25 protein-coding genes are annotated in these 20,510 nt (G+C 58.4%); 8 read left to right on the top strand and 17 right to left on the bottom strand.

Features of this window, described 5'->3' with window-relative positions; all coding sequences use genetic code 11:
* The first annotated feature begins 77 nt into the window (after positions 1–77).
* On the top strand, positions 78–1,025 hold the full coding sequence (locus AC2FI9_RS10990; protein ID WP_496767579.1) for a transcriptional regulator GcvA: 948 nt from the start codon (positions 78–80) through the stop codon (positions 1,023–1,025).
* On the top strand, positions 1,022–1,888 hold the full coding sequence (gene yddG / locus AC2FI9_RS10995) for an aromatic amino acid exporter YddG (protein WP_472722829.1): 867 nt from the start codon (positions 1,022–1,024) through the stop codon (positions 1,886–1,888). The genes AC2FI9_RS10990 and yddG overlap by 4 nt, the downstream gene beginning before the upstream one ends.
* On the opposite strand, the gene AC2FI9_RS11000 is transcribed toward yddG, so the two are convergent.
* The 3 genes from AC2FI9_RS11000 to AC2FI9_RS11010 form a co-directional block, all read right to left on the bottom strand.
* Positions 1,885–2,049, bottom strand: a complete 165-nt coding sequence (locus tag AC2FI9_RS11000; RefSeq protein ID WP_082649277.1) for a YdcH family protein — start codon at positions 2,047–2,049, stop codon at positions 1,885–1,887. The two genes, yddG and AC2FI9_RS11000, sit on opposite strands and share 4 nt — an antisense overlap.
* Positions 2,050–2,170: 121 nt before the next feature.
* Positions 2,171–2,944 carry a tRNA1(Val) (adenine(37)-N6)-methyltransferase gene (locus AC2FI9_RS11005; RefSeq protein WP_496767587.1) on the bottom strand — a complete coding sequence of 258 codons (774 nt, stop codon included), beginning with the start codon at positions 2,942–2,944 and terminating at the stop codon, positions 2,171–2,173.
* Complete coding sequence (locus AC2FI9_RS11010; protein ID WP_037316655.1) at positions 2,941–3,156, bottom strand: putative signal transducing protein; 216 nt, start codon at positions 3,154–3,156, stop codon at positions 2,941–2,943. The genes AC2FI9_RS11005 and AC2FI9_RS11010 overlap by 4 nt, the downstream gene beginning before the upstream one ends.
* A 56-nt stretch (positions 3,157–3,212) precedes the next feature.
* Between AC2FI9_RS11010 and AC2FI9_RS11015 the strand changes: the two genes are divergently transcribed.
* Positions 3,213–4,211, top strand: coding sequence for a polyprenyl synthetase family protein (locus tag AC2FI9_RS11015; protein WP_496767589.1), 999 nt, complete (start codon positions 3,213–3,215; stop codon positions 4,209–4,211).
* Here AC2FI9_RS11015 and AC2FI9_RS11020 read toward each other — a convergent pair.
* From AC2FI9_RS11020 to soxR, 4 genes are all read right to left on the bottom strand, one after another.
* Positions 4,204–5,025 (bottom strand): 4-(cytidine 5'-diphospho)-2-C-methyl-D-erythritol kinase, encoded by an 822-nt coding sequence (locus AC2FI9_RS11020; protein ID WP_496738886.1) that lies wholly within the window; start codon positions 5,023–5,025, stop codon positions 4,204–4,206. The genes AC2FI9_RS11015 and AC2FI9_RS11020 overlap by 8 nt on opposite strands.
* Positions 5,015–6,727 carry a tetratricopeptide repeat protein gene (locus tag AC2FI9_RS11025; RefSeq protein ID WP_496767591.1) on the bottom strand — a complete coding sequence of 571 codons (1,713 nt, stop codon included), beginning with the start codon at positions 6,725–6,727 and terminating at the stop codon, positions 5,015–5,017. Before AC2FI9_RS11025 ends, AC2FI9_RS11020 begins: the two co-directional genes overlap by 11 nt.
* A gap of 104 nt (positions 6,728–6,831) precedes the next feature.
* Positions 6,832–8,478 carry an electron transfer flavoprotein-ubiquinone oxidoreductase gene (locus AC2FI9_RS11030; protein WP_282152499.1) on the bottom strand — a complete coding sequence of 549 codons (1,647 nt, stop codon included), beginning with the start codon at positions 8,476–8,478 and terminating at the stop codon, positions 6,832–6,834.
* Between the two features lie 135 nt (positions 8,479–8,613).
* Positions 8,614–9,069 (bottom strand): redox-sensitive transcriptional activator SoxR, encoded by a 456-nt coding sequence (gene soxR / locus AC2FI9_RS11035; protein WP_496767593.1) that lies wholly within the window; start codon positions 9,067–9,069, stop codon positions 8,614–8,616.
* Positions 9,070–9,157: 88 nt separating this feature from the next.
* On the opposite strand from soxR, the gene AC2FI9_RS11040 reads away from it, so the two are divergent.
* The 3 genes from AC2FI9_RS11040 (at position 9,158) to AC2FI9_RS11050 (ending at position 11,257) form a co-directional block, all read left to right on the top strand.
* On the top strand, positions 9,158–9,538 hold the full coding sequence (locus tag AC2FI9_RS11040) for a VOC family protein (protein ID WP_282152501.1): 381 nt from the start codon (positions 9,158–9,160) through the stop codon (positions 9,536–9,538).
* Positions 9,539–9,779: 241 nt separating this feature from the next.
* A complete protein-coding gene (gene greA, locus AC2FI9_RS11045; protein WP_496767595.1) occupies positions 9,780–10,250 on the top strand; it encodes a transcription elongation factor GreA in 471 nt (156 codons plus the stop codon).
* 14 nt (positions 10,251–10,264) lie between these two features.
* Positions 10,265–11,257: a hypothetical protein gene (locus AC2FI9_RS11050; RefSeq protein ID WP_496767597.1), complete on the top strand. Its 993-nt coding sequence runs from the start codon at positions 10,265–10,267 to the stop codon at positions 11,255–11,257.
* On the opposite strand, the gene AC2FI9_RS11055 is transcribed toward AC2FI9_RS11050, so the two are convergent.
* The 5 genes from AC2FI9_RS11055 to AC2FI9_RS11075 form a co-directional block, all read right to left on the bottom strand.
* Positions 11,258–12,523, bottom strand: coding sequence for a molybdopterin-binding protein (locus AC2FI9_RS11055; protein ID WP_496767599.1), 1,266 nt, complete (start codon positions 12,521–12,523; stop codon positions 11,258–11,260).
* Positions 12,520–13,011 carry a molybdopterin-guanine dinucleotide biosynthesis protein B gene (gene mobB / locus AC2FI9_RS11060; RefSeq protein ID WP_496767601.1) on the bottom strand — a complete coding sequence of 164 codons (492 nt, stop codon included), beginning with the start codon at positions 13,009–13,011 and terminating at the stop codon, positions 12,520–12,522. The genes AC2FI9_RS11055 and mobB overlap by 4 nt, the downstream gene beginning before the upstream one ends.
* Positions 13,008–13,652 carry a molybdenum cofactor guanylyltransferase MobA gene (gene mobA, locus AC2FI9_RS11065; protein ID WP_496725796.1) on the bottom strand — a complete coding sequence of 215 codons (645 nt, stop codon included), beginning with the start codon at positions 13,650–13,652 and terminating at the stop codon, positions 13,008–13,010. The genes mobB and mobA overlap by 4 nt, the downstream gene beginning before the upstream one ends.
* Positions 13,653–13,711: 59 nt before the next feature.
* Positions 13,712–14,665, bottom strand: coding sequence for an AEC family transporter (locus AC2FI9_RS11070; RefSeq protein ID WP_496767603.1), 954 nt, complete (start codon positions 14,663–14,665; stop codon positions 13,712–13,714).
* 111 nt (positions 14,666–14,776) lie between these two features.
* Entirely contained in the window at positions 14,777–15,718 is a 942-nt protein-coding gene (locus AC2FI9_RS11075; RefSeq protein ID WP_496767605.1) for a formate dehydrogenase accessory sulfurtransferase FdhD, read from the bottom strand.
* Between AC2FI9_RS11075 and AC2FI9_RS11080 the strand changes: the two genes are divergently transcribed.
* On the top strand, positions 15,717–16,433 hold the full coding sequence (locus AC2FI9_RS11080; RefSeq protein WP_496767607.1) for an AzlC family ABC transporter permease: 717 nt from the start codon (positions 15,717–15,719) through the stop codon (positions 16,431–16,433). The genes AC2FI9_RS11075 and AC2FI9_RS11080 overlap by 2 nt on opposite strands.
* A complete protein-coding gene (locus tag AC2FI9_RS11085; protein WP_058273577.1) occupies positions 16,430–16,762 on the top strand; it encodes an AzlD domain-containing protein in 333 nt (110 codons plus the stop codon). The genes AC2FI9_RS11080 and AC2FI9_RS11085 overlap by 4 nt, the downstream gene beginning before the upstream one ends.
* Here the strand turns inward: AC2FI9_RS11085 and AC2FI9_RS11090 are convergent.
* The 5 genes from AC2FI9_RS11090 to AC2FI9_RS11110 all read right to left on the bottom strand — a co-directional run bounded on the left by AC2FI9_RS11090 (position 16,751) and on the right by AC2FI9_RS11110 (position 20,507).
* Positions 16,751–17,383, bottom strand: a complete 633-nt coding sequence (locus AC2FI9_RS11090) for a hypothetical protein (RefSeq protein ID WP_472722817.1) — start codon at positions 17,381–17,383, stop codon at positions 16,751–16,753. The genes AC2FI9_RS11085 and AC2FI9_RS11090 overlap by 12 nt on opposite strands.
* A gap of 18 nt (positions 17,384–17,401) precedes the next feature.
* On the bottom strand, positions 17,402–17,536 hold the full coding sequence (locus tag AC2FI9_RS11095; RefSeq protein WP_058273578.1) for an aa3-type cytochrome c oxidase subunit IV: 135 nt from the start codon (positions 17,534–17,536) through the stop codon (positions 17,402–17,404).
* 68 nt (positions 17,537–17,604) lie between these two features.
* Complete coding sequence (locus tag AC2FI9_RS11100; protein ID WP_496767609.1) at positions 17,605–18,165, bottom strand: hypothetical protein; 561 nt, start codon at positions 18,163–18,165, stop codon at positions 17,605–17,607.
* Entirely contained in the window at positions 18,152–19,990 is a 1,839-nt protein-coding gene (locus tag AC2FI9_RS11105; RefSeq protein WP_496767613.1) for a glycerophosphodiester phosphodiesterase, read from the bottom strand. The genes AC2FI9_RS11100 and AC2FI9_RS11105 overlap by 14 nt, the downstream gene beginning before the upstream one ends.
* A 64-nt stretch (positions 19,991–20,054) precedes the next feature.
* A complete protein-coding gene (locus tag AC2FI9_RS11110) occupies positions 20,055–20,507 on the bottom strand; it encodes a DUF6173 family protein (protein ID WP_058273581.1) in 453 nt (150 codons plus the stop codon).
* Positions 20,508–20,510: the final 3 nt, after the last annotated feature.

Genomic DNA, 20,510 nt, shown 5'->3' on the forward strand with positions numbered 1-20,510 from the left:
AACCCAATATGCGCCTTATCAAGAAAAGCGGCAAACGAGCTTTCATTGAGTTTCAGTTAAGATATTCTTGTGTATTGATGAGCAACTATCTTCCCCCACTCACCGCCCTGCGTGCCTTTGACGCCGCAGCACGCCACATGTCCTTTGCCAAAGCCGCAGAGGAGTTGCGCGTGACCCCGGCAGCCCTGTCTTTCCAGATCAAATCACTGGAGGAACATTTGGGCCGGCCCTTGTTTCACCGCTTGAACCGCGCTGTTGAGCTGACCGAGGCCGGACGCGCCCTTGCCCCCGGCGCGGCCGAAGGATTCGCCGCATTGCAGACGGCGTGGCAAGCTGCGCGCCGACAGGGCAACGATACCTCGCTGACCGTGACAGCAGGCCCGGCGCTGACAGCCAAGTGGCTGGCACCGCGCCTGTATGAATTTGCAAGGGCGCATCCCGAGATTGATCTCAATTTCTCGGCAACATTGCGGATCATGGACCTTAAACGTGATGACGTGGATGTCGCCATTCGGTTTGGTTACGGTGGCGATGAAGGGCTGTATTCCCTACAAGTTCGCAAGGAATGGCTGACCCCGGTAATGACACCAGATCTGGCCGAGCAATTCTCCACCCCCGACAGCCTGCGGGACGCACCATTGATCTTTGACGATTCGATTGCGTTCCTGCAACCGCCCAGCGATTGGCCGACCTGGTTTCGCGCGGTCGGAGTGGATTATGCCCCAACGCATGGGGCGCATTTTTCGAACGCAGACCACGCAATTGATGCTGCGGTTGCGGGCGTGGGCGTGGTACTGGGTCGCCGGGCTATGATCTTGAAGGACCTTACCGAGGGGCGTCTTGTTGCCCCTTTCAAGACGGCTATCGAAACACAAGGCCGGTTTCGGTTTCTGTGCTTGCCAGGTGCAGAAGACAGACCCCAGATCGCCGCTTTCCGCGACTGGTTCATGGCCGAAATTGAAAAGACCGCGCATATCTCGGACGAATTCAACATTATTCCGGTAGAAGAAGTTCAAAGCCCATGACCAAATCGCGCGCTACAGCCATCGGGTTTGCCGCCGTCTTGCTGTGGTCGCTGCTCGCCTTGTTCACAGTCGGGTCATCCCCCACGCCGCCATTATTGCTGAATGCAATCTGCTTTTCTATTGGTGGAACACTTGGTCTGATCTGGACTTGGCGCAGCGGTGGGTTGCGGCAATTGCGGGACGTGCCGTGGACCACCTATCTGTTCGGCACCATCGGGTTGTTCGGCTATCACGCGCTATATTTCTCGGCCCTTCGCATGGCCCCGGCGGCCGAGGCTGGTCTGATCGCATATCTTTGGCCGTTACTCATCGTGTTGTTTTCCGGGCTTTTGCCGGGCGAACACCTGCGCATCGGACATTTGTTCGGCGCATGTCTGGGGTTTGCAGGGGCTGCCGTGATCATCGCCGGAGGTGGCAGCAATGGGTTTCAGACCGACCACCTGCCCGGCTACGCCTTGGCCTTGTTATGCGCGTTGACGTGGTCTGGATACTCGGTCCTGTCGCGTCGGCTGGGCGATACACCAACCAGCTCTGTCGCCGTTTTCTGTATTGCGACCGCCATAGCATCCGGTTTGCTGCACCTTGCTGTCGAAGACACCGTCTGGCCTGACAGTGCCTTTAGCTGGACGTCCGTGATCGCACTGGGCCTGGGGCCGGTGGGGTTGGCGTTCTACGTCTGGGATATCGGGGTCAAGCAAGGCGACATACAGCTTTTGGGGACGGCGTCGTACGCGGCACCCTTGTTGTCTACGCTAGCTTTGGTTGTGGCCGGGATCGCCGCCCCGTCTTGGGGTCTGGCGATCGCGGCCCTATTGATTACTGGCGGCGCGGCCATTGCCGCGCGGGCGAGTATGAAAACCTAGGCTGACAAGCGTTCGATCTCTTCTTTTAGCCTTAGTTTTTGTTTTTTGAGTTGAGCGATATGGAGATCATCGATACCTGGCGCGCGTTGGGCTTGTTCAACTTCAAGACCGAGAGTTTCGTGCTTTTTCTTCAGTTCGGTCAGATGTGCGCTCACGCTCATGGCGATACTCCTTCGTTGGTGTCTCAGGTTCACGTAAGAAGTTGACCACATCGTTTCCAGCCTGTCACGCCGCAGACGCACAGAATCTGTAATAAATCCGACAAATTCGGCTGGTTAATGCCTATTGATCAGAAAACCCAGGCAGCGAGGCCCCTTTGCGCAACACGTCTGAGACCTTTGGCGTATAGCTTTCCCCATCACGTTCGTGCCGATCCCCGTCGTGTAAAACGACTGGCGCACGCAGCTGAAAATCGGCGCGCCCACCCTTTCTGGCCCGTAAAATTATCAATTCTGCCTTACGACCGGCTCTGGCAGCCAGCGGCAGGATTTCGACCGATCCCAGCCGCCCTTCGCATGCCATCAATATGTCGGGAAGACGGTTGGCTTTCTGGATCATATGCAAGTACCCACGAGGCGCGAGGCGCTTGGCCGCGCAGTCAATCCATGTCTCCAAAGGCGTTTGCTCGCCCAACGCAATACTACGCCCGATGTCATCGGCCGGGCTATGCGCGCCAGCACGGTAATAAGGCGGGTTTGCGAGTACATGATCGAATTGCCGCTGTTTGAGCGTAGCTGGCAATGCACTGATATCGGCCTCGAGTACCTCTAGCGGCGCGTCATTTTCCGCGGCGTTTCGGCGTGCCAATTCTGCATAGCTTGCCTGTAACTCGACCCCAACGGCCTGCAGACCCGGCACACGGGCCAGCAGGCACAGGATCGCGGCACCCGCGCCGCAGCCCAATTCCAGCACAGTGTGACCACGTGTCGCCGGGACCGCCGCTGCCAGCAGAACCGGGTCAACACCTGCACGATACCCTGCGCGTGGCTGACACAAACGCACACGCCCGCCCAGAAAGTCATTTTTGGTCAATTCACTATCGGAAAACAGGTTCATCTGCCCAGCGGGATTTCGTTGTCACGCATTACTCGTTCTGCGCGGGTCAGGTCGTCGGCTCGCACCATCAGGCGGCGCGGAAAGATTCCTATGCCTCCTTCGAGGATGCTCATATTTACGTCCATCTGAAAGCAGTCTATATCCTCGCCCTCAAGAAGGGCAGAAGCAAAGGCCAGAATCGTCGGATCGGTGCTGCGCAAAAGTTCTTTCATGGGGATGGATGTAAGGGCAAGGCAAGGCGGAAGTCGAGCCTTGTATCAGGAGAGTGATGAACATCGACACGATCTCGAAACCGCATGAGCGACTGGCAGAGATTCTGGACGGCGAAATGGACGCCGTAAACCAGTTGATCCGTACGCGCATGGCCTCGGAGCACGCACCGCGCATCCCCGAAGTGACAGCGCATCTGGTTGAAGCAGGCGGCAAGCGTCTGCGCCCAATGCTGACGCTGGCGGCGGCGCGGATGTTTGACTACCCGGGTGATCATCACGTGCGTCTGGCCGCGACGGTTGAATTCATCCACACCGCAACCCTGTTGCACGACGATGTCGTTGATGAAAGCGCCCAGCGGCGTGGCCGCCCCACGGCGAACCTGTTGTGGGACAACAAATCCAGTGTTCTTGTCGGCGACTACCTGTTTTCCCGCAGTTTCCAACTGATGGTTGAGACCGGATCGCTGCGGGTGCTGGACATTCTGGCCAATGCCTCTGCCACCATCGCCGAGGGCGAAGTGTTGCAGATGACCGCTGCCACCGATCTGGGCACTACCGAGGCAATCTATTTGCAGGTCGTTCGCGGCAAGACCGCCGCGCTGTTTTCCGCCGCAACCGAGGTGGGCGGCGTGATTGCTGGCGCGGCTGAGGATCAGGTTAAAGCGCTATACGAATACGGCGATGCGCTGGGAATTGCGTTCCAAATTGCCGATGACCTGCTGGACTATCAGGGCGACAGCAAGGCAACCGGAAAGAATGTCGGCGACGACTTTCGCGAGCGCAAACTGACCTTGCCCATCATCAAGGCCATCGCACAGGCCACCCCGGAAGAGCACGCCTTTTGGGAGCGCACAATTGGTCGAGGCCGTCAGGAAGACGGCGATCTGGACCATGCGTTGAGCCTGATGAACAAATACGGCACGCTGGACGCAACACGGTCGGATGCGTTTGGGTGGGCCACCAAAGCCAAGGCCGCGCTTGACGCGCTGCCCGATCACGAGATCCGGTCGTTGCTGCGCGATCTGGCCGACTACGTGGTTTCGCGCCTCAATTAAGCTGCGTGGCGCGGCACCACCAATCGGGGTGCGCCGCGCCAATCTCGTAGGCTGCGAAATGGGCGGCTTTCATCGTCGGGTAGAGCGCAAAACAGGTCGAACCCGAACCTGACATCCGAGCCAGCAGAACATCTTTCGTATCCGACAGATCATCCAGCACCCGGGCAACCTCGGGTGCGATGCCCTTTGTCGGTGGCTCCAAGTCATTGCGTTGTTCCTGCACCCAATCCGCGCATGCCTTGGGCGTTTCAAAGACGGGGATATCATCGGGCATTGGCGGGTTGTCGCGGTTCTGCAAGGCAGAGAATACGGCGCCAGTTGGGACTTCGACACCAGGATTGACCAAAAGCGCGGGCAATTGCGGCAATGAGACCGGCTGCAACCGCTCGCCGATGCCCCGCATCCGGGTGGCGCTGGCAACCATGCAAACCGGCACATCCGCACCAAGGGTCAGGGCAGTTTCGCTGGGGATAGCCACACCCTGATCTGCGATCATGCGCAGTGTCGCCGCGGCATCGGACGATCCTCCGCCAATGCCGCCACCATGGGGCAGCACTTTGTTTAGGTTGATATGCCCTGTCCATCCAGCGGCGACGGCAGCTTTCCAGACCAGATTTCTGTCGTCCGCCGGGACGCCCTTGGCGTGTTCACCGGCGACTGACATCGACAGCTCTGGCCCCGGCGTGAATTCCAGCGTGTCACCGACATTCGCAAAAGCCACTAGAGAATCCAACAGGTGATACCCGCCGTCACGGCGGCCAGTTACATGCAGGGTCAGGTTGATCTTGGCGGGCGCGAAGGCCTTAGTTGCCATTGGCGACTTTCAGGGGGTCGGCGCCTTCTTCGGCCAAGACCGCGTCCAAGCCCACCTCAATCTTGCGACGAATGCGCTCGGGGTCGGCCTCACCATCCGTGTCGTCGGGATCAACAAAGGACAGAGCACGCTTCCACTGAAATTCAGCTTCGCGCGCGCGGCCCACGGCCCAATAGACATCACCCAGATGATCATTCACCACAGGATCAACCGGCATCAGTTCGACCGCACGCTCCATATGAGCGACAGCTTCGTCGTAGCGGCCCAATCGGAACAAGACCCATCCCAGACTGTCGACAATATAGCCGCTGTCGGGGCGCGCCGCGACAGCGCGTTCGATCATGTTCAGTGCTTCATCCAGCTTTTCCTGCCGTTCGACCAGCGAGTAGCCCAAATAGTTGAGAACCTGTGGCTGATCGGGGTTCAGTTCCAACGCGCGACGGAAATCGGCCTCAGCCGCTTCCCAGTGCTTGAGACGCTCATGTGAAATACCGCGGGCGTAATATAGAAACCAGTTGCCGCTGACACCCTGCTCGGTCAGTTCGATAGCAGTGTCATAGGTCCCAACCGCATCAACATAGTTTTCTTGCCGCCTTTGCAGATCAGCCAGGGCCACATGCACACTGGGCAGGCTGGGGCTTTGCGCCGCGAGGTTCTGGAGAACTTCGGCTGCTGCATCCGTTTTTCCCGAACGGCTCAGAACTTCGGCCCGGCCCAACTCGGCCGCGTGGTAATCGCTGCTGGTCGACGGCACCATGCGATAGGCTTCGACAGCCAGGTCATATTGTTCCAGTGCATCCAGCAATTCGGCACTTAGTAGGATTGCGTCCACGTGGTCCGGGCGCAGGAACGCGGCAATCCGGGCATAGAGAAGCACATAGTCCTGGGACGCCTCACTGCTGAGCGCGGCACCTACAGAAAAGAACACTTCAGCCATACCGTCCTGCGCCGACTGTATGTGCGTAAACGGCAACGTTTCACCCGCCTTCAAACGCGCCACGTAACCTTCGATGGATGGGTCGCTACCCGCCGCAAAAACGTCTTCCAGATATTGCAGGGCGTCTTCGTTGCGGTCCAGCTGCGACAGAACTTCGGTCCGGGCCAAGGCCGCGCGGCGCGAGAACCGCGACACCGCTCCGTTGTTTGCCGCAAAAATCTCTTCGGCCCCTTCGAAGTCACCAATCGACGCCAGCGCCAACGCCTTGTGGTAAAGCGCGAATTCCAGAAGCCCCTCCTGGGTGCCGACTTCGTCGAACTTTTCCATCGCTTTGGTCATGGCACCTTGCGCCACATAGACCCAACCCAGAACCAAGCCATCTACTAATGGCCCAACGCCTTGGGTTTCAGGATCACGAGCAAGCAGCTCATCCAGCTTTCCGTCGTCGATCAGGTTGGCCATGATGACCATCTTTGCCGCCTGACTTGGCAGTTCGAGCGCCTCAATTGACTGCGCAACCGGCAGCGCGCGCTCAATCTCACCCAATGCAAGACGCGCTACAACGACGTTTTCCAGAAGTTTGCCATTTTCAGGGTCGGCGCGCAGCGCCTGCGCATAATATTTCTCGGCAGAAATATAGTCGCTTTGATAAATCGCCTGACGTCCAGCCAGATACGACCCAGAGCCAGAATCCGACAGCGCCGGGAATGCAAATGACGAGGTTAACAGCGCGGCAAATGCCGCGCGACGAACGAGGGAAGCCACCAAAATCCTGCCTTGCTATCGTTGACTGGACAACAAGCTAGGGCTTTGACCGGAAAGAGGCAATGGCAGAGCCTTCACGACCCCGCCATTGCCCATGTTTTCGCTTACATGTTGGGGTAGTTCGGTCCATCCCCGCCCTGCGGCGTGGTCCAGGTGATGTTCTGGCTGGGGTCCTTGATGTCGCAGGTTTTGCAGTGGACGCAGTTCTGGAAGTTGATGACGAATCGCGCGCCATCTTCATCCTCGACCATCTCGTACACGCCTGCCGGGCAATAGCGCTGCGCCGGTTCATCGTATTTGGGCATGTTTACTTTGACCGGGATTTCCGGATCGGCCAGCTTCAGGTGGCAAGGCTGGCTTTCCTCATGGTTGGTCATCGCAAAGGACACGTTGGTCAGACGATCAAAGGACAGTTTGCCATCGGGCTTTGGATAATCGATGGGCTTGTGCTTGCTGGCCTCTTCGGTCGATTCAGCATCGTTCTTGCCGTGACCCAGCGTGCCCAGCAGCGAAAAGCCCAGCGTGTTGGTCCACATGTCCATGCCGCCCAACATCAGGCTGGCGGTCAGGCCGTATTTCGACCACAGCGGCTTGACGTTGCGCACCTTCTTCAGATCTGCGCCAATTGCACCTTCGCGCACGTCGGTTTCATAGGCGGTCAGTTCATCACCCGAACGTTCGGCCTTGATGGCGTCAAACGCCGCTTCAGCCGCCGCTTTGCCCGACAACATCGCGTTGTGGTTGCCCTTAATGCGCGGCACGTTGACCATGCCTGCGGAACAACCCAACAGAGCCACGCCCGGCGCAACCAGCTTGGGCATTGACTGATAACCACCCTCGGTGATGGCACGGGCGCCGTAAGCGACGCGCTTGCCGCCTTTCAGCAGCTCGGCCACCATCGGGTGGTGCTTAAAACGCTGGAATTCCATGTAGGGGTACAGGTGTGGGTTCTTGTAGTTCAGGTGAACCACGAAACCGACGTAGACCTGATTGTTTTCAAGATGATAGATGAACGACCCGCCGCCCGCGTTGCTGCCCAGCGGCCAACCCATCGTATGCGTGACCGAGCCTTCCTTGTGCTTGGCCGGGTCGATCTCCCAGATCTCTTTCATGCCCACGCCGTATTTCTGCACCTCTTTGCCAGCAGAGAGGTCATACTTGGCGATCACTTCCTTGGACAGCGAACCGCGCACACCTTCCGACAGGAAGACGTACTTGCCATGCAGTTCCATGCCAGGCTCGGTTTGCGGCCCGTATGATCCATCAGGCTCTAGGCCGAAGACACCGGCGACGACGCCTTTGACTTCGCCATTGTCGCCATAAACCAGTTCCGAACACGCCATGCCGGGGAAGATTTCCACGCCCAGCTCTTCCGCCTGTTCAGCCATCCAGCGGCAAACGTTACCCATCGAAACGATGTAGTTGCCGTGGTTGTTCATCAGCGGCGGCATTGGGAAGTTGGGAATGCGAATCTTGCCCGCCTCGCCCAGCATGTAGAAGTTATCTTCATGCACCGGCACGTTCAGCGGCGCGCCTTTTTCTTTCCAGTCCGGGATCAGTGCGTCCAGCCCGCAAGGGTCCAGAACCGCGCCCGACAGGATATGTGCGCCCACTTCCGAGCCCTTTTCCAGAACCACGACGTTCAGGTCGGCATCCAGCTGTTTCAGACGGATGGCCGCCGACAGGCCCGCGGGGCCTGCACCCACGATCACCACGTCGTATTCCATTGCTTCGCGTTCAATCTCGGCCATCGCGGGCTCCCTAGCTAACTTTCCGAATTGGCGCTTTCACTGCATGCTCTGCGCAATTTTGTTTCTCGGCTGATTACATGGTCGCAAACACCTTGGTCAATCAAAACACGGCGTAACTTTGCTGCAATGCGGCAGTTATGCCTCGGGTGAGTCTCCCATCAGGTACCTGGGACCGCTACCATGGGATTTTGCGCGGTCATCCGGGTTGTAGAGGGCGCATTTCGGCAGGCTGAGACACCCGCAGCCGATGCAGCCATCCAAATTGTCGCGCAAACGCGTCAGGGTATCGATTCGCTGGTCCAGATGGGCCCTCAGCCCTTTGCTGATGTCCTGCCAATCCTTCGGTGTTGGCGTGCGGTTTCCGGGCAGGCCAGACAGTACCTCGCGAATCTCGGGCAGAGTCAAACCGAACTGCTGTGCAATCATCACAAAACTCAGCCGTCTGATGTCTGCACGCTGATATCGCCGCTGCCCGCCCGCATTGCGCCAGGGTGATATCAGACCTTGCGCCTCATAGTACCGGATCGCCGAAACGGCCAAGCCTGTGCGCCGGGCCAACGCGCCAATTGCCAACCCTTCCGAAGCTGCCATCACATCCTCCTGAAAAATCTCTTGATCTAAAGTTAGGTTTAGGAATTATGGTGAGTCGGGACAAGCCTCAAAACACGAAGGAGATCCCATGATGGCGACACTTGAACACACCAATTTCACCGTTCGCGACCCGCAAGCTTCGGCTGCGTGGATGCACAAGGTATTTGGTTGGAAAACACGCTGGGAAGGCCCGGCAATTGCAGGCGGCTACACGGTCCACGTGGGCTCCAAGCACACCTATCTGGCGCTTTACGCGCCCAGCGATCCACAACCGTCCGGGGAAAGCAGCTATGACATCGTCGGCGGGCTGAACCATGTGGGTGTTCTGGTCGAAGACATCGACGCGATCGAGAAAAAGGTGATCGACGCCGGCTTCACGCCGAAGTCCCATGCTGATTACGAACCGGGTCGGCGGTTCTATTTCAATGACGACAATGACATCGAATTCGAAGTGATTAGCTACGATTAAGGTGTTCTGGGAAGCACCTGATAGAATCTTCATCGTCAATGCCCGGAGGGCGCGAAGCGCGGCAGGGTATTGGCGATTCAGGCTTTTCCCGATCACCATAGGCCGTAATCCGCGCGTTGCGCGACCAAGCCCCCTTGCAATTCACGCCTCATTTGGGTCAGGTATTCGACGACCCATCAATTCGCCCCGACGCTTGTCTCATGCGGCGGGGCGAAACAATTTATGCGTGGACGACAAGAACATGGAAAAGATTCCAATGACGCCTACGGGCAATGCCGCTCTCGCGGCGGAGCTGAAGAACCTCAAATCGGTCGAGCGCCCGGCGATCATCGAAGCTATTGCCACAGCGCGCGAGCTGGGCGACCTGAAGGAAAACGCCGAGTATCATTCGGCCCGCGAAAAGCAGGGCTTCATCGAAGGGCGCATCAAAGAGCTGGAAGGCATTCTGTCGCTGGCCGATGTGATCGACCCCGCCAAACTGAACGGCGCGATCAAATTTGGCGCAAAGGTCACCCTGGTGGATGAAGACACTGACGAGGAAAAGACCTGGCAGATTGTTGGCGAATACGAAGCCAACATTGAAAAAGGCCTGCTGAATATCAAATCCCCCATCGCGCGGGCATTGATCGGCAAGGAAGAAGGCGACAGTGTCGAAGTACGCACCCCCGGCGGTGTGCGGTCCTATGAAGTTCTAAGTATCGAGTATGCCTGACCGGAGCCTTGACCATGTCAGAGCCCAATCCCGAACAAGATCCCGAACGGCCAACCCCTTTGGGGATATATGACAAGCCTTCGCATCCTTCGGTAACCGAGATCGAGATCGTTGCCGTCGCGCTTAGCGTGGTTTGGCTGATCGTGTCGATTGTGTTTCTGGCGCTTCCCGACAAGGTCGATGGCGGCGGATTCGTCGTGACTCTGCTGGCTGTTTTCATGCCGGTGGCGATGATTTGGGTCGCCGCTATGGCTATGCGCGCCAGCCGCGTCATGCGCGAGGAAAGCGCCCGGCTGCAGACCGCAATAGATGCAATCCGTCAGGCTTACGTAATTCAGCAACAGCGCGCCGCCAGTTTGCAAGAACCCGGTGTCAGCAAAAAGCTGGACGAAATCGCCGAGACCGCCAAAAAAGCAGAAACCGCGCTGGCGACGTTTTCGTCGAAACGGACCGAGCCGGTTCGCGGCGAAGCATCAGTTGCCACAGGCGACCAGACATCTTTGGAACTGGGCACTCCGGCCGAAGATATCGCGCCGCCATTGACGACCGATACCTTCATTCGGGCGCTGAACTTTCCTGAAACACAGGATGACGCCGAAGGGTTCGATGCCCTCAGGCTGGCGCTACGGGATCGCAAGACCGCCCAACTGGTGCAGGCTTCGCAGGACGTGCTTACACTGCTGAGCCAGGAAGGCATCTATATGGACGATCTGCGCCCGGATATGGCGCGTCCCGAAATCTGGCGACAGTTCGCACAGGGCGCGCGCGGCCGCGCGGTTGCCGCGTTGGGCGGGATCAGGGACCGGTCTTCGCTGGCACTGACGGCAGCGCGGATGAAGCAGGACCCGATATTCCGGGACGCCGTGCATCATTTCCTACGCCGTTTTGATCACATGATCGTTGAATTTGAACCGGTTGCCAGCGACGCGGACCTGACTGCATTGGGCGACACACGAACCGCCCGCGCTTTCATGCTGCTTGGGCGCGTCGCGGGTACATTTGACTGATCACAACCCAAAGCTGCCATAAGGAATGAACCGCACCAGATCACCCGGCCTGATGTGACATGCGCCATCCTGAATCTCGACCAGCCCTTCGGCCCAGCTAAGGCCGCTGATACGACCCGATCCTTCCGATGCAAAAACCTCGACCTGACCGTCTCGGACACGGGCGCGCAAGTATTCGCGCCGCCCCGGTTTTTTTCGTTTTTCGAAACCAGCAGGCAAATTGAACGCCTGCGGTTCGGACCAGCCCTCGCCCGCCATCAGACCCAGTGCAGGTCGGGCAAAGATCAACGTACAGACTTTGGCTGCGACGGGATTACCCGGCAGGCCAAATACGGGCGTTTCGTTCCACATACCCAGCGCCAATGGGCGGCCGGGCTTTAGCGCAATGCGCCACTCCTGCATCGCACCGGCCTCTCGCAATAGGGCTGAGACATGATCTTCATCCCCGGCGGACGCGCCGCCGCTGGTCAGAATGACGTCGGCCTGTTCTGACGCCTTGTCCAGCCTGTCACGCAGATCTTCCCGGTCGTCGGACACGCGCCCCATATCCACCGGCTCATAGCCCAGTCGCGCGATCATCGACAACAGCATCGGACGGTTGGCGTCAAATATTTGGCCGGGTCCGGCAGAGTTTCCAGGCTCGACCAGCTCATCCCCGGTCGAGAGAACCGCAACGCGCAGCGTCTTGCGTACCGCGACCTCGGATATCCCGGTGGCCGACAAAAGGGCCATGTCAGCAGGGGTCAATCTGCGCCCGGTAGGCAGAACCAAATCGCCCTCGGCCACGTCTTCGCCAGCTTTGCGGGCATTGGCGCCCTGTTTCAGCGGGCCGTGAAAGGCGATGTGACCATCCTGAACGGTCACGTCTTCTTCCAGTATGACCGTATCCACACCGGTAGGCAGCGCTGCGCCGGTCAACACGCGCAGTGCCTTGCCGTGTGGCACCGCGCCATCAAACGGAATACCAGCCGCAGCGCGCCCATCCTGCAGCGGCATCACTTGGGGACCCACGGGGGCGGCCCCGGAAAACCCATAACCATCCACGGCCGTGTTTGGCTGCGGTGGGTTTGAACGTTTCGCAAAAACGTCTTCTGCCAGTATCCGCCCCACAGCCTGCCCGATCAAAGCCGTTTCGACCAAAGTCACCACCGTCAACCGAGATCGCAACAAGGCCAGCGCGTCGTCCACTGGTGTCCAGTTGACCCCGGCAGGCAAGGCAAAACAATCATTTCGCAGGGGCGGAGGCGTGATGTTTGGCGGCGTCATAATCCGACCTCTTTCAAGATGAAATCCGCGACTGCGGCGGTGTTGTCCAGATCAAACACCGGAACCTGTACCTGCAGGGGCGTATCGCTGGCGACAGCGCGGATCGTACTGTTTTCCGGGGCCATCAACGCATTGCCGGCCTCGGCACGAAACGCTTCGACCTTGGGGTGGCTTTCTCGTTTGAAACCTTCGATCAGTACGAGATCGACCGGAAGCAGCCGAGCCAGAAGATCAGCCAAAGGCGGCTCAGGTGCCCCGCGCAGTTCTTGCATCACGGCAATACGCTTGCCGGATGCCAATAGCACCTCGGACGCACCGGCTTCTCGATGGCGGAAACTGTCGGTTCCGGGCTGGTCGACATCGACGGCGTGATGCGCGTGTTTGACTGTCGAAACCGTGAAGCCGCGCCCGGTAATCTCGGCCACTAATCGCTCCATTAGGCCGGTTTTGCCCGCGTTTTTCCAGCCGGTGACGCCGAAGACCCTCATGCCTGCTCCAGCAGCTTTTGCGCCCGCGCCAGATCGTCGGGCGTGTTGACGTTGAAGAAAGGATCGAATGGGTCCGCCGGGAACAGGGCCTCACGCCCGTCATGTTTGTCGGTCCACAGCACAACCTTGCGCAACCCGTCATTCAAGGCATCCCGCAGATCATCGCGCAGGGCGACAGGCCAGAGCCCAAATGTCGGATGCCTGTTGACCCGCTTGCCGCCGCCGGACTTTAGCGCTTCATCCCCGGTGCGCGGCGTGGTGGCCAGCACCAGAGGATGTGTTTGCCCTTGGGCAGCGTCGGTCAGCCGCGCCACAAGATCGCGTGGAAAAAACGGCGTATCAGCAGCGGCTGTGACTATGCTGTCGGCCCCTTGTTCAGCTGCCCAATCGAGCCCCGCCAGCACACCCGCCAGAGGCCCGGCGAAACCTTCAATCGTATCGGGCAGAACCGGCAGGTTCAGATCGGCGAACCGCTCGGGGTCGCCATTGGCGTTCAGCGCCAGACCGTCGACCTGCGGGCCAAACCGGTCAATGACATGAGACAGCAGGCTTTGGCCCCCGATCTGCAACAGACCCTTGTCGCCGCCGCCCATACGGGTGGCGAGGCCGCCTGCGAGGATTACGCCCAAAGGGGTGTTCATTGCTGCACCTTGTTGCTTGCGTCCAAGTGATCAATAGATCGCAACTTTGTAGAGCGAACTCAATTCAATTGGAACGCGGTAGGATGCAGATGATGCAGGACAAACAGCCACAGGATCAAAGTCCCGACCGCCAGGAACGAGGTCGCCGACACGACGTGAGCGGCGAGCTGCGGCTCCTGATCATAATGTTTGGCCAGCAAAAAGATGCTCTTTGCCGTGGGCGCTGCTGCAGAGACCGTCGCCGCAATGATCCAAAGCGGATCCAGCCCGATCAAATGCCCCGCAAGCAGCACGACCCCCGGAACAACGAGAAGTTTTACTACCGTCAAGAACAGGATCATCGGTCCAGTCTGAACAATCGTGCGAACACTTGTGGTAAACCCGATCGCAAACAGCGCAACAGCTGCAAGCGCCTGGCTCATAAGCTCTAAATAATCCGAAACGGCGTCGGAAAACCCAATACCTGTGAAAGAGTAAAGAACGCCCAACAACGTTGCCGCGATTATCGGGTTTTTCAAAACATTCAGAAGGATCTTGTAAATGGGTGTCTTGGCGCTTGCCTTGTGACCGGCCGAGGTCTCTAGAATGGTGGTCATGATCAACAGCAGAATGGCGACCACCAGATTTGCCAATACGGCCGGCAGCGCCCCCTTTGATCCAAAAATCGCATGGAGGATGGGCAGCGCAACCAACGCTGTGTTCGAGGCAACGCCAGCAAAGGCCAAAACGGTTGCTGATCCGACCTGAAAACTCGTCAGCGCCTTCAAACCGATGAACAGGACGGCAAAAAGAGCCAGTATCGTACCGCCATACGACACGTAGAAACCGTAGTTTAGAAGGTTCTCAAACTCCTCCTGACCAATCAGGTAAAACATGATGGCGGGGATCAGGACGTAAACGGCAAACTGCACCAGAGCTTCTGACGTGTCTTTACCCAGAAGATTCGTCCAAGAAAACACGTACCCCGTCAAGATCACCGCGAAGACCGGTGCAATTAAACTGATTAATTCCATAGCTTCCCTACGTGGCAACCATCCAAAATTCCACTCTGAGTTGCTCCACCTTAGTGTACATCTTCTGGAACTTGCAGAGTTTTCTCAGAACGACTGGTTACCCAACGGATTTCAGGACTGGGAACTTTTCCTTTTGTGTTTCTTATCTTCGACCGCCACAGTCGCCGGATCCACATCACGCATCAGTCGGTCCTCACCTGAAAGACATACAAAGCGCTGCCCACGCATCCGACCGATCAGTGTCAGTCCGACTTCGCGGGCAATCTCTACGCCCCATGCGGTGAAGCCCGATCGCGACGCCAGAACCGGGATGCCCATCATCGCGGTCTTGATCACCATTTCCGAGGTCAGACGTCCGGTGGTGTAGAGGATTTTGTCTTCAGCCCCCTCACCTTCGGACAGCATCCAGCCGGCGATCTTGTCGACAGCGTTGTGGCGGCCCACGTCTTCCATATAAACCAACGGGCGGTTCTCGTGACACAGCACTGTACCGTGGATCGCCCCAGCCTCAAGATACAGCGACGGGGTACGGTTGATCTTGGCCGCCAGATCATAGAGCCACGACGTGCGGACCGAGACCTGCGGCAGGCGCACGTTCTCCAATCCTTCCATCATGTCACCGAACACCGTGCCGACCGCACAGCCGCTGGTGCGGGTCTTTTTCTTCAATTTGTCCTCATACGAGGTCTCGCGCGCGGTGCGTACCACCACGGTTTCCAGATCTTCATCGTAATCGACGCGCGTGATGTCGTCATCGACCAGCAGCATCCCCTGATTGCGCAGGAACCCCAGCGCCAGATACTCGGGGTAGTCACCGATCGTCATCGCCGTCACGATCTCTTGCGAATTCAGGAAAATCGTCAGCGGGCGTTCCTCGACCACCGAGATCTGGCTGACTTCACCATTCTGGTCCACGCCTTCAACGGCGCGAGTCAGGCGGGGCGCACCGGGATCTGGGGCGATGATGTAGTCTGACTGGTTCTGTTCCGTGGCCAATTGCAACCCTTTCCCAAGACCGCTACTGCTGCGGGGATCACCATAGGATTTAGCCATGGCAGACACCACATCCAAGTCATACTTCTGGAAGGGTTTTCGCGACGGGACCCCGTTCATTTTTGTGGCGATCCCGTTTGGCACCCTGTTCGGCGTCTTCGCGACCGAGGCCGGGTTGAATATCGTGCAAACCATGGCGTTCACGTCCACTGTCTTTGCGGGTGCCGCGCAGTTTGCCGCGCTGCAATTGCTGCAGGATCAGACGCCGACGGCCATTATTCTTGTTTCTGCCCTGGCGGTGAACCTGCGGATGGCGATGTATTCAGCGTCACTGACGCCCTATCTGGGGGCTGCGCCGATGTGGCAGCGGGCATGTGCAGCCTACCTGACCGTCGATCAATCTTACGCCTGTTCAATCGTGCAGTTTGAAAAAGAACCCAGGATGACGGTGCCCCAGCGCATGGCTTATTTCGTGGGCTCGGTCACCCCCATCACGCCGCTATGGATATTTGCGACCTATCTGGGCGCGGTTCTTGGCACGCGCATTCCCGAAAGCTGGGCGCTGGACTTTGCCTTGCCGATTACATTTCTGGCAATGATCGGGCCGATGATGCGCACCCTGCCCCATGTGGTGGCTGCGCTGGTGGCCATTGTCGTTTCTTTGATGACCGCTGGCATCCCATACAATCTGGGCCTGCTGATTGCCGGATGTGCCGGCATGATGGCCGGCGCTCAGGCCGAATTGTTCGCCGAACGCAAAAAGGCCACACAATGACCCCTGTTGATCCGGTCACGATCTGGTCCATCATCATTGGACTTGCCATTGGCAGTTATAGTTTGCGGTTTGTCTTTATCGGCCTCGTCGGGGATCGTCCGATGCCTCCCTGGCTGTTGCGCCACTTGCGCTATACCGCTGTCGCCATCCTGCCAGCCCTGATTGCACCGCTGGTTGTTTGGCCAACCGCAACTGAAGGGCAGCCCGACATTCCACGGATGGCGGCCGCCGCGGTTGCGCTAAGCGTTGGAGTGATCACAAAGAATGTGCTGGCAGCAATCTTCAGCGGCGCCGCAACACTGTACGGGTTGCTGTACTTATTGGGTTGAGACCGTTTCCAGTTGGTTCAGTGCCGCATTGTTGGCGGCCAGACCTTTTTGCAGGTCGGCATCGTCGTTCTCACGATACTCCGTTGTCACAACACCCGGAAGCTGACCGAATTGATCCGACAGCTTGACCGGAAAAAAGGTCACGTCGATCTGTTCGAACCCCGGAACCTGCTTCAGCAGCGACGCGGTGGAATTCGCACAATAGGCACCTGCGACCGGACCGGATTGCTTGGCCAGCTGCAATGCGATCTCAGCCTGTTGCGGGCTGACTTGAATCGTCTGGATACGCGCATAATGTGTCTCGCGCGCGTGCGAGCTGCGATAGGCGCGCTCGACATTCGGGGTGATACCGTACAGTACGTCGTCCTTGATCGGAACCACATCTGCGCGGAAAGACCCCGCAGGATCAAAGATCACCCGCTCGCTGCCGCTGATCATCAACGAAGTATGGGCACCAGACCCGGTGCGCGTGCTGATCATCGTATACAGCGTCAGGGTCGAAGGCCCCGGATCACGATAGGATCGGGCAACGACCTCGGCCCGGTCGGCTTGCGGGCGCTGCGATCCCGTGCAGCCAGCAACAGTTGCTGCCAGCAGGCAGGCAATCAAAATCCGGATCAAGGTCAACCCCGTATTGGATTATGCGGCGAAGACCGCCAGGAACAGGCAAAGGAGGGCGATGGCAACCACACACCATGTGGTGGCTTTGACGAACCCATCAAAGGTTTTGGTTTGAACAGTGATATCCATTTCGCCGTGCTTGTGTTCAGCCATGAGTCTCAGAATCCTAATTCGCGTGTTTGAAATGTTGGATAATGGAAAATCCGGGGCCTGTCACCACGTCATTCGCGCGCAGGGGCCAAAGGTGGGAACACCGAGCACCCCGGATACCCAAAACCCCAACGCCAGGGCAGGCCCGAACAGGGGCCGCCGCCAAATCGGACCGCCGCGTACATCGCCTCGGCCGTGACAGAATGAGCAGTACGGATTTGTTCGGCCGTCATGTCATAGCGCTCGGCATATTCCTCGGCATGGTCTGTTCCATGCTGTTTGACGCAAGCACGCAAGGTGTCGTCCGCGGACAAGCGCGCGTCATAGCTGTCTTCGGCCCGCAAAGCGCCGCCTGCATGGTGATAGGCGCGATCATGGGTCACACAGCAGTATTCCCACGGTGGGTGCGCCTCATACAGTCCCCGAAAGCTGGGGAATGTATCCGCCACAAAACGCCAGCTGGCCGAAAGACCACCCGAACAGCCATCCGTTTCAAACGGAGTCAACTCTGCGTTGCTGCGCTCTGCCATCAGGGAGCGATGCGCGGGCAACTCAAAGCTGCGCATGACGTCTTGCGCGGAGGCTGGCGCGGCACTCAACAAAAGGATTGCTGCCAGTTTAAGGGCTTTCATCGCGCATCGCCTCAGTATCAAAGGACATGCCAAAGGTCGTCGCCAGCCATAGCAACAAACGCTCTGCCGGCCCCATTTCGGCGCGCACACGCAGAACTTCATTCGCCATCGCTGGTCGGTCCGTGATCAGCCCATCCACCCCCATCGACGCCATCGCCGACATTTGCAGCGGATCATTCACTGTCCAAACATAGATGTCCTTGCCCGCCGCATGGACCGAATTGACCAAGCCCGGCGTCGCCATCGCAGCGTTCACCGCAACGAAATCACCTTCGAGACCTGAGAGATTACCCACAGCAGTCGCGGCCAGAACACCGGCGCGCCAGTCGGGGCGAATCGTCTTCATCTTTTGCACTGCCGGGTATTTCAGGGACATCGTTGCAATGTCGTCCTGCATGCCCAGCTCTTCGACCAGAGCGACAACCCGATTCTCAAGGTCTACGTCGTGGCCGTAGTATTTCAGTTCGATAATGACCTTGGCCTTGCCCTTCGCCGCCTCCAGCACGTCGCGCAGCGTCGGCGTCCGCTCATCTGCGTATTCAGGGCCAAACCAGCTGCCGATGTCGATCTGATCGATATCCTCCATCGTAGCATCCCACACCTTGAGGTTAACACCGGCCAGTTTCATGAAATCACTGTCATGGGCGACGATGACCACGTCATCCGCAGTTTCCTGCACGTCGATCTCAACCCAGTCGGCCCCGTCCTCAATCGCCTTGAGAACCGAGGCCATCGTGTTTTCGGGCTTCAGCGCGGCAGCGCCGCGATGACCGATAACCTCTGCACGGTCCGGTGCCTTCACCCTTTCCAGAAGGTGCTGCCCGAACCATATCCCAACAAGAACAGCAACGATGGCGGCCCCAACAGCCGTGACCATTGTTCTGCGCAGGTTGCGCGGCTTTGGAGGGGTTGGTTCTGATGTCTGGATATCAAAGAACCCATCGAGCAGAACTGCCAATGCGCCCAGAGCCGTGGCTGCCAATACCAGTCCGGCCAGTGACCAGATACCGGCGACGGCGAGGCTGTAAATCAGGGCCAATCTCAGGTTGGCTGCGCCTTGCAGCGGCACCAGTGCGAACAAAAGCCCGGCCACCCAGGCGATCACGGCAGCGATGACAAGGCGCACAGCCAGCCAGATGGCCAACTCTATCTTGAGGCGTCCGCGCTTACCTTCCATCCGACTGGCACTGATGCCAAACGCATGTCCGGGGTGAACGCCCTCGAACAAAACCAAATGCAGCGACAAAGCCCAGGCTGACAGGCGTCGGATCAACACCCAAGCCATAGCCAGCGCAACCGCCCCGATCAGCACCACAGCCACCCAGAACGAGGGCGGGTGGAAGGTCAGATAATAGTTGATGTCATATTCAGTCAGCGTCCACCACGCGATCACGGCAGAAACGATCGCAAAGGGCAGAACCAACAGCAAAACGCGCACAACAAAGCGCACCGCAAATCCAAACAGGGATGGAAGCCGCGACAGGATCAGCCTGATCGAAGAACTGCCGGCGCGCCATGGGTCCGGCTCTGCCATCCGCAGCGACCCGGCCATGACCGAGAATACAAACACCTCGGCCAGTAGAAACAGGCTGAGAACCACAACGGCCGCAATAAACCCAGCAGGTGAGAGGATGAATGCAGCGATCGCCTGATCAGTCAGCGCCGTCTGGTTGGATAGCGATACGGCAAGATTCACCGTAATCGCCACGCCGGGCGCAATCAGCGCAACCAACAGCAGGCGCACAACAAGATAGATAGGCACAAATACACGGCGGCGGGCCCACGATCCTTTGTAGGCACTTGTAACGGCAGAGAAAGTGGTCACGTGAGGCCCCCTTGAATGGTAAACTCATTCAAGGCTGCGCAGACGTGAATTGCAAGTCAGGTGATCAGCTTTCTTCCAGATCCGCCGCCAGACGGAACCCGATCCGGTTGGCTGGTTTATCCTCAACCGATTTGGGCAGGGCCCGCAGCATCACGTTCAACTGGCTGACATGTTGTACAAGCTGAGTGCGCGCGCCGGTCGCATCGGACCCGTAAAAGGTGATGATATCGGGATCGAAATACCCCATCCCCTCGATCCGCATGACGCCTGCGTCGCCGCCGGTGAATCCCATCGCGACCTCTTGGTCGCCGGTCAGCGTCTTTTCGAAATTCTGGATATAGAGAATCAGCCGCTCATAAGCCCACTGCGCGGGGCTTTTCGTTTCGACCGGCTTTTGCAACGGGCCAGGCAGGTCTTTTGCGCCTGACTTTGCTTCGGGGTCGGAATGCACTTCGTAGCAGCGCGGCAAAGCTGCGGCTTCGGCGGCCTCGGCCGAGGTTTCGATTTGATCCTGCATGGC

Source organism: Ruegeria sp. CDSA246 (assembly GCF_059611225.1).

Excerpts from the sequence above, each read along its gene's own strand:
- AC2FI9_RS11100 (WP_496767609.1), bottom strand. The coding sequence starts at position 18,165 with ATGAAAGCCCTTAAACTGGCAGCAATCCTTTTGTTGAGTGCCGCGCCA.
- AC2FI9_RS11030 (WP_282152499.1), bottom strand. The coding sequence starts at position 8,478 with ATGGCCGAGATTGAACGCGAAGCAATGGAATACGACGTGGTGATCGTG.
- AC2FI9_RS11010 (WP_037316655.1), bottom strand. The coding sequence starts at position 3,156 with ATGAAAGAACTTTTGCGCAGCACCGATCCGACGATTCTGGCCTTTGCT.
- AC2FI9_RS11015 (WP_496767589.1), top strand. The coding sequence starts at position 3,213 with ATGAACATCGACACGATCTCGAAACCGCATGAGCGACTGGCAGAGATT.
- AC2FI9_RS11080 (WP_496767607.1), top strand. The coding sequence starts at position 15,717 with ATGGCAGACACCACATCCAAGTCATACTTCTGGAAGGGTTTTCGCGAC.
- AC2FI9_RS11110 (WP_058273581.1), bottom strand. The coding sequence starts at position 20,507 with ATGCAGGATCAAATCGAAACCTCGGCCGAGGCCGCCGAAGCCGCAGCT.
- AC2FI9_RS11005 (WP_496767587.1), bottom strand. The coding sequence starts at position 2,944 with ATGAACCTGTTTTCCGATAGTGAATTGACCAAAAATGACTTTCTGGGC.
- AC2FI9_RS11085 (WP_058273577.1), top strand. The coding sequence starts at position 16,430 with ATGACCCCTGTTGATCCGGTCACGATCTGGTCCATCATCATTGGACTT.
- AC2FI9_RS11000 (WP_082649277.1), bottom strand. The coding sequence starts at position 2,049 with ATGAGCGTGAGCGCACATCTGACCGAACTGAAGAAAAAGCACGAAACT.
- AC2FI9_RS11075 (WP_496767605.1), bottom strand. The coding sequence starts at position 15,718 with ATGGCTAAATCCTATGGTGATCCCCGCAGCAGTAGCGGTCTTGGGAAA.
- AC2FI9_RS11095 (WP_058273578.1), bottom strand. The coding sequence starts at position 17,536 with ATGGCTGAACACAAGCACGGCGAAATGGATATCACTGTTCAAACCAAA.
- AC2FI9_RS11040 (WP_282152501.1), top strand. The coding sequence starts at position 9,158 with ATGATGGCGACACTTGAACACACCAATTTCACCGTTCGCGACCCGCAA.
- AC2FI9_RS11050 (WP_496767597.1), top strand. The coding sequence starts at position 10,265 with ATGTCAGAGCCCAATCCCGAACAAGATCCCGAACGGCCAACCCCTTTG.
- AC2FI9_RS11055 (WP_496767599.1), bottom strand. The coding sequence starts at position 12,523 with ATGACGCCGCCAAACATCACGCCTCCGCCCCTGCGAAATGATTGTTTT.
- soxR (WP_496767593.1), bottom strand. The coding sequence starts at position 9,069 with ATGGCAGCTTCGGAAGGGTTGGCAATTGGCGCGTTGGCCCGGCGCACA.
- greA (WP_496767595.1), top strand. The coding sequence starts at position 9,780 with ATGGAAAAGATTCCAATGACGCCTACGGGCAATGCCGCTCTCGCGGCG.
- AC2FI9_RS11070 (WP_496767603.1), bottom strand. The coding sequence starts at position 14,665 with ATGGAATTAATCAGTTTAATTGCACCGGTCTTCGCGGTGATCTTGACG.
- mobA (WP_496725796.1), bottom strand. The coding sequence starts at position 13,652 with ATGAACACCCCTTTGGGCGTAATCCTCGCAGGCGGCCTCGCCACCCGT.
- mobB (WP_496767601.1), bottom strand. The coding sequence starts at position 13,011 with ATGAGGGTCTTCGGCGTCACCGGCTGGAAAAACGCGGGCAAAACCGGC.
- AC2FI9_RS11020 (WP_496738886.1), bottom strand. The coding sequence starts at position 5,025 with ATGGCAACTAAGGCCTTCGCGCCCGCCAAGATCAACCTGACCCTGCAT.
- AC2FI9_RS10990 (WP_496767579.1), top strand. The coding sequence starts at position 78 with ATGAGCAACTATCTTCCCCCACTCACCGCCCTGCGTGCCTTTGACGCC.
- yddG (WP_472722829.1), top strand. The coding sequence starts at position 1,022 with ATGACCAAATCGCGCGCTACAGCCATCGGGTTTGCCGCCGTCTTGCTG.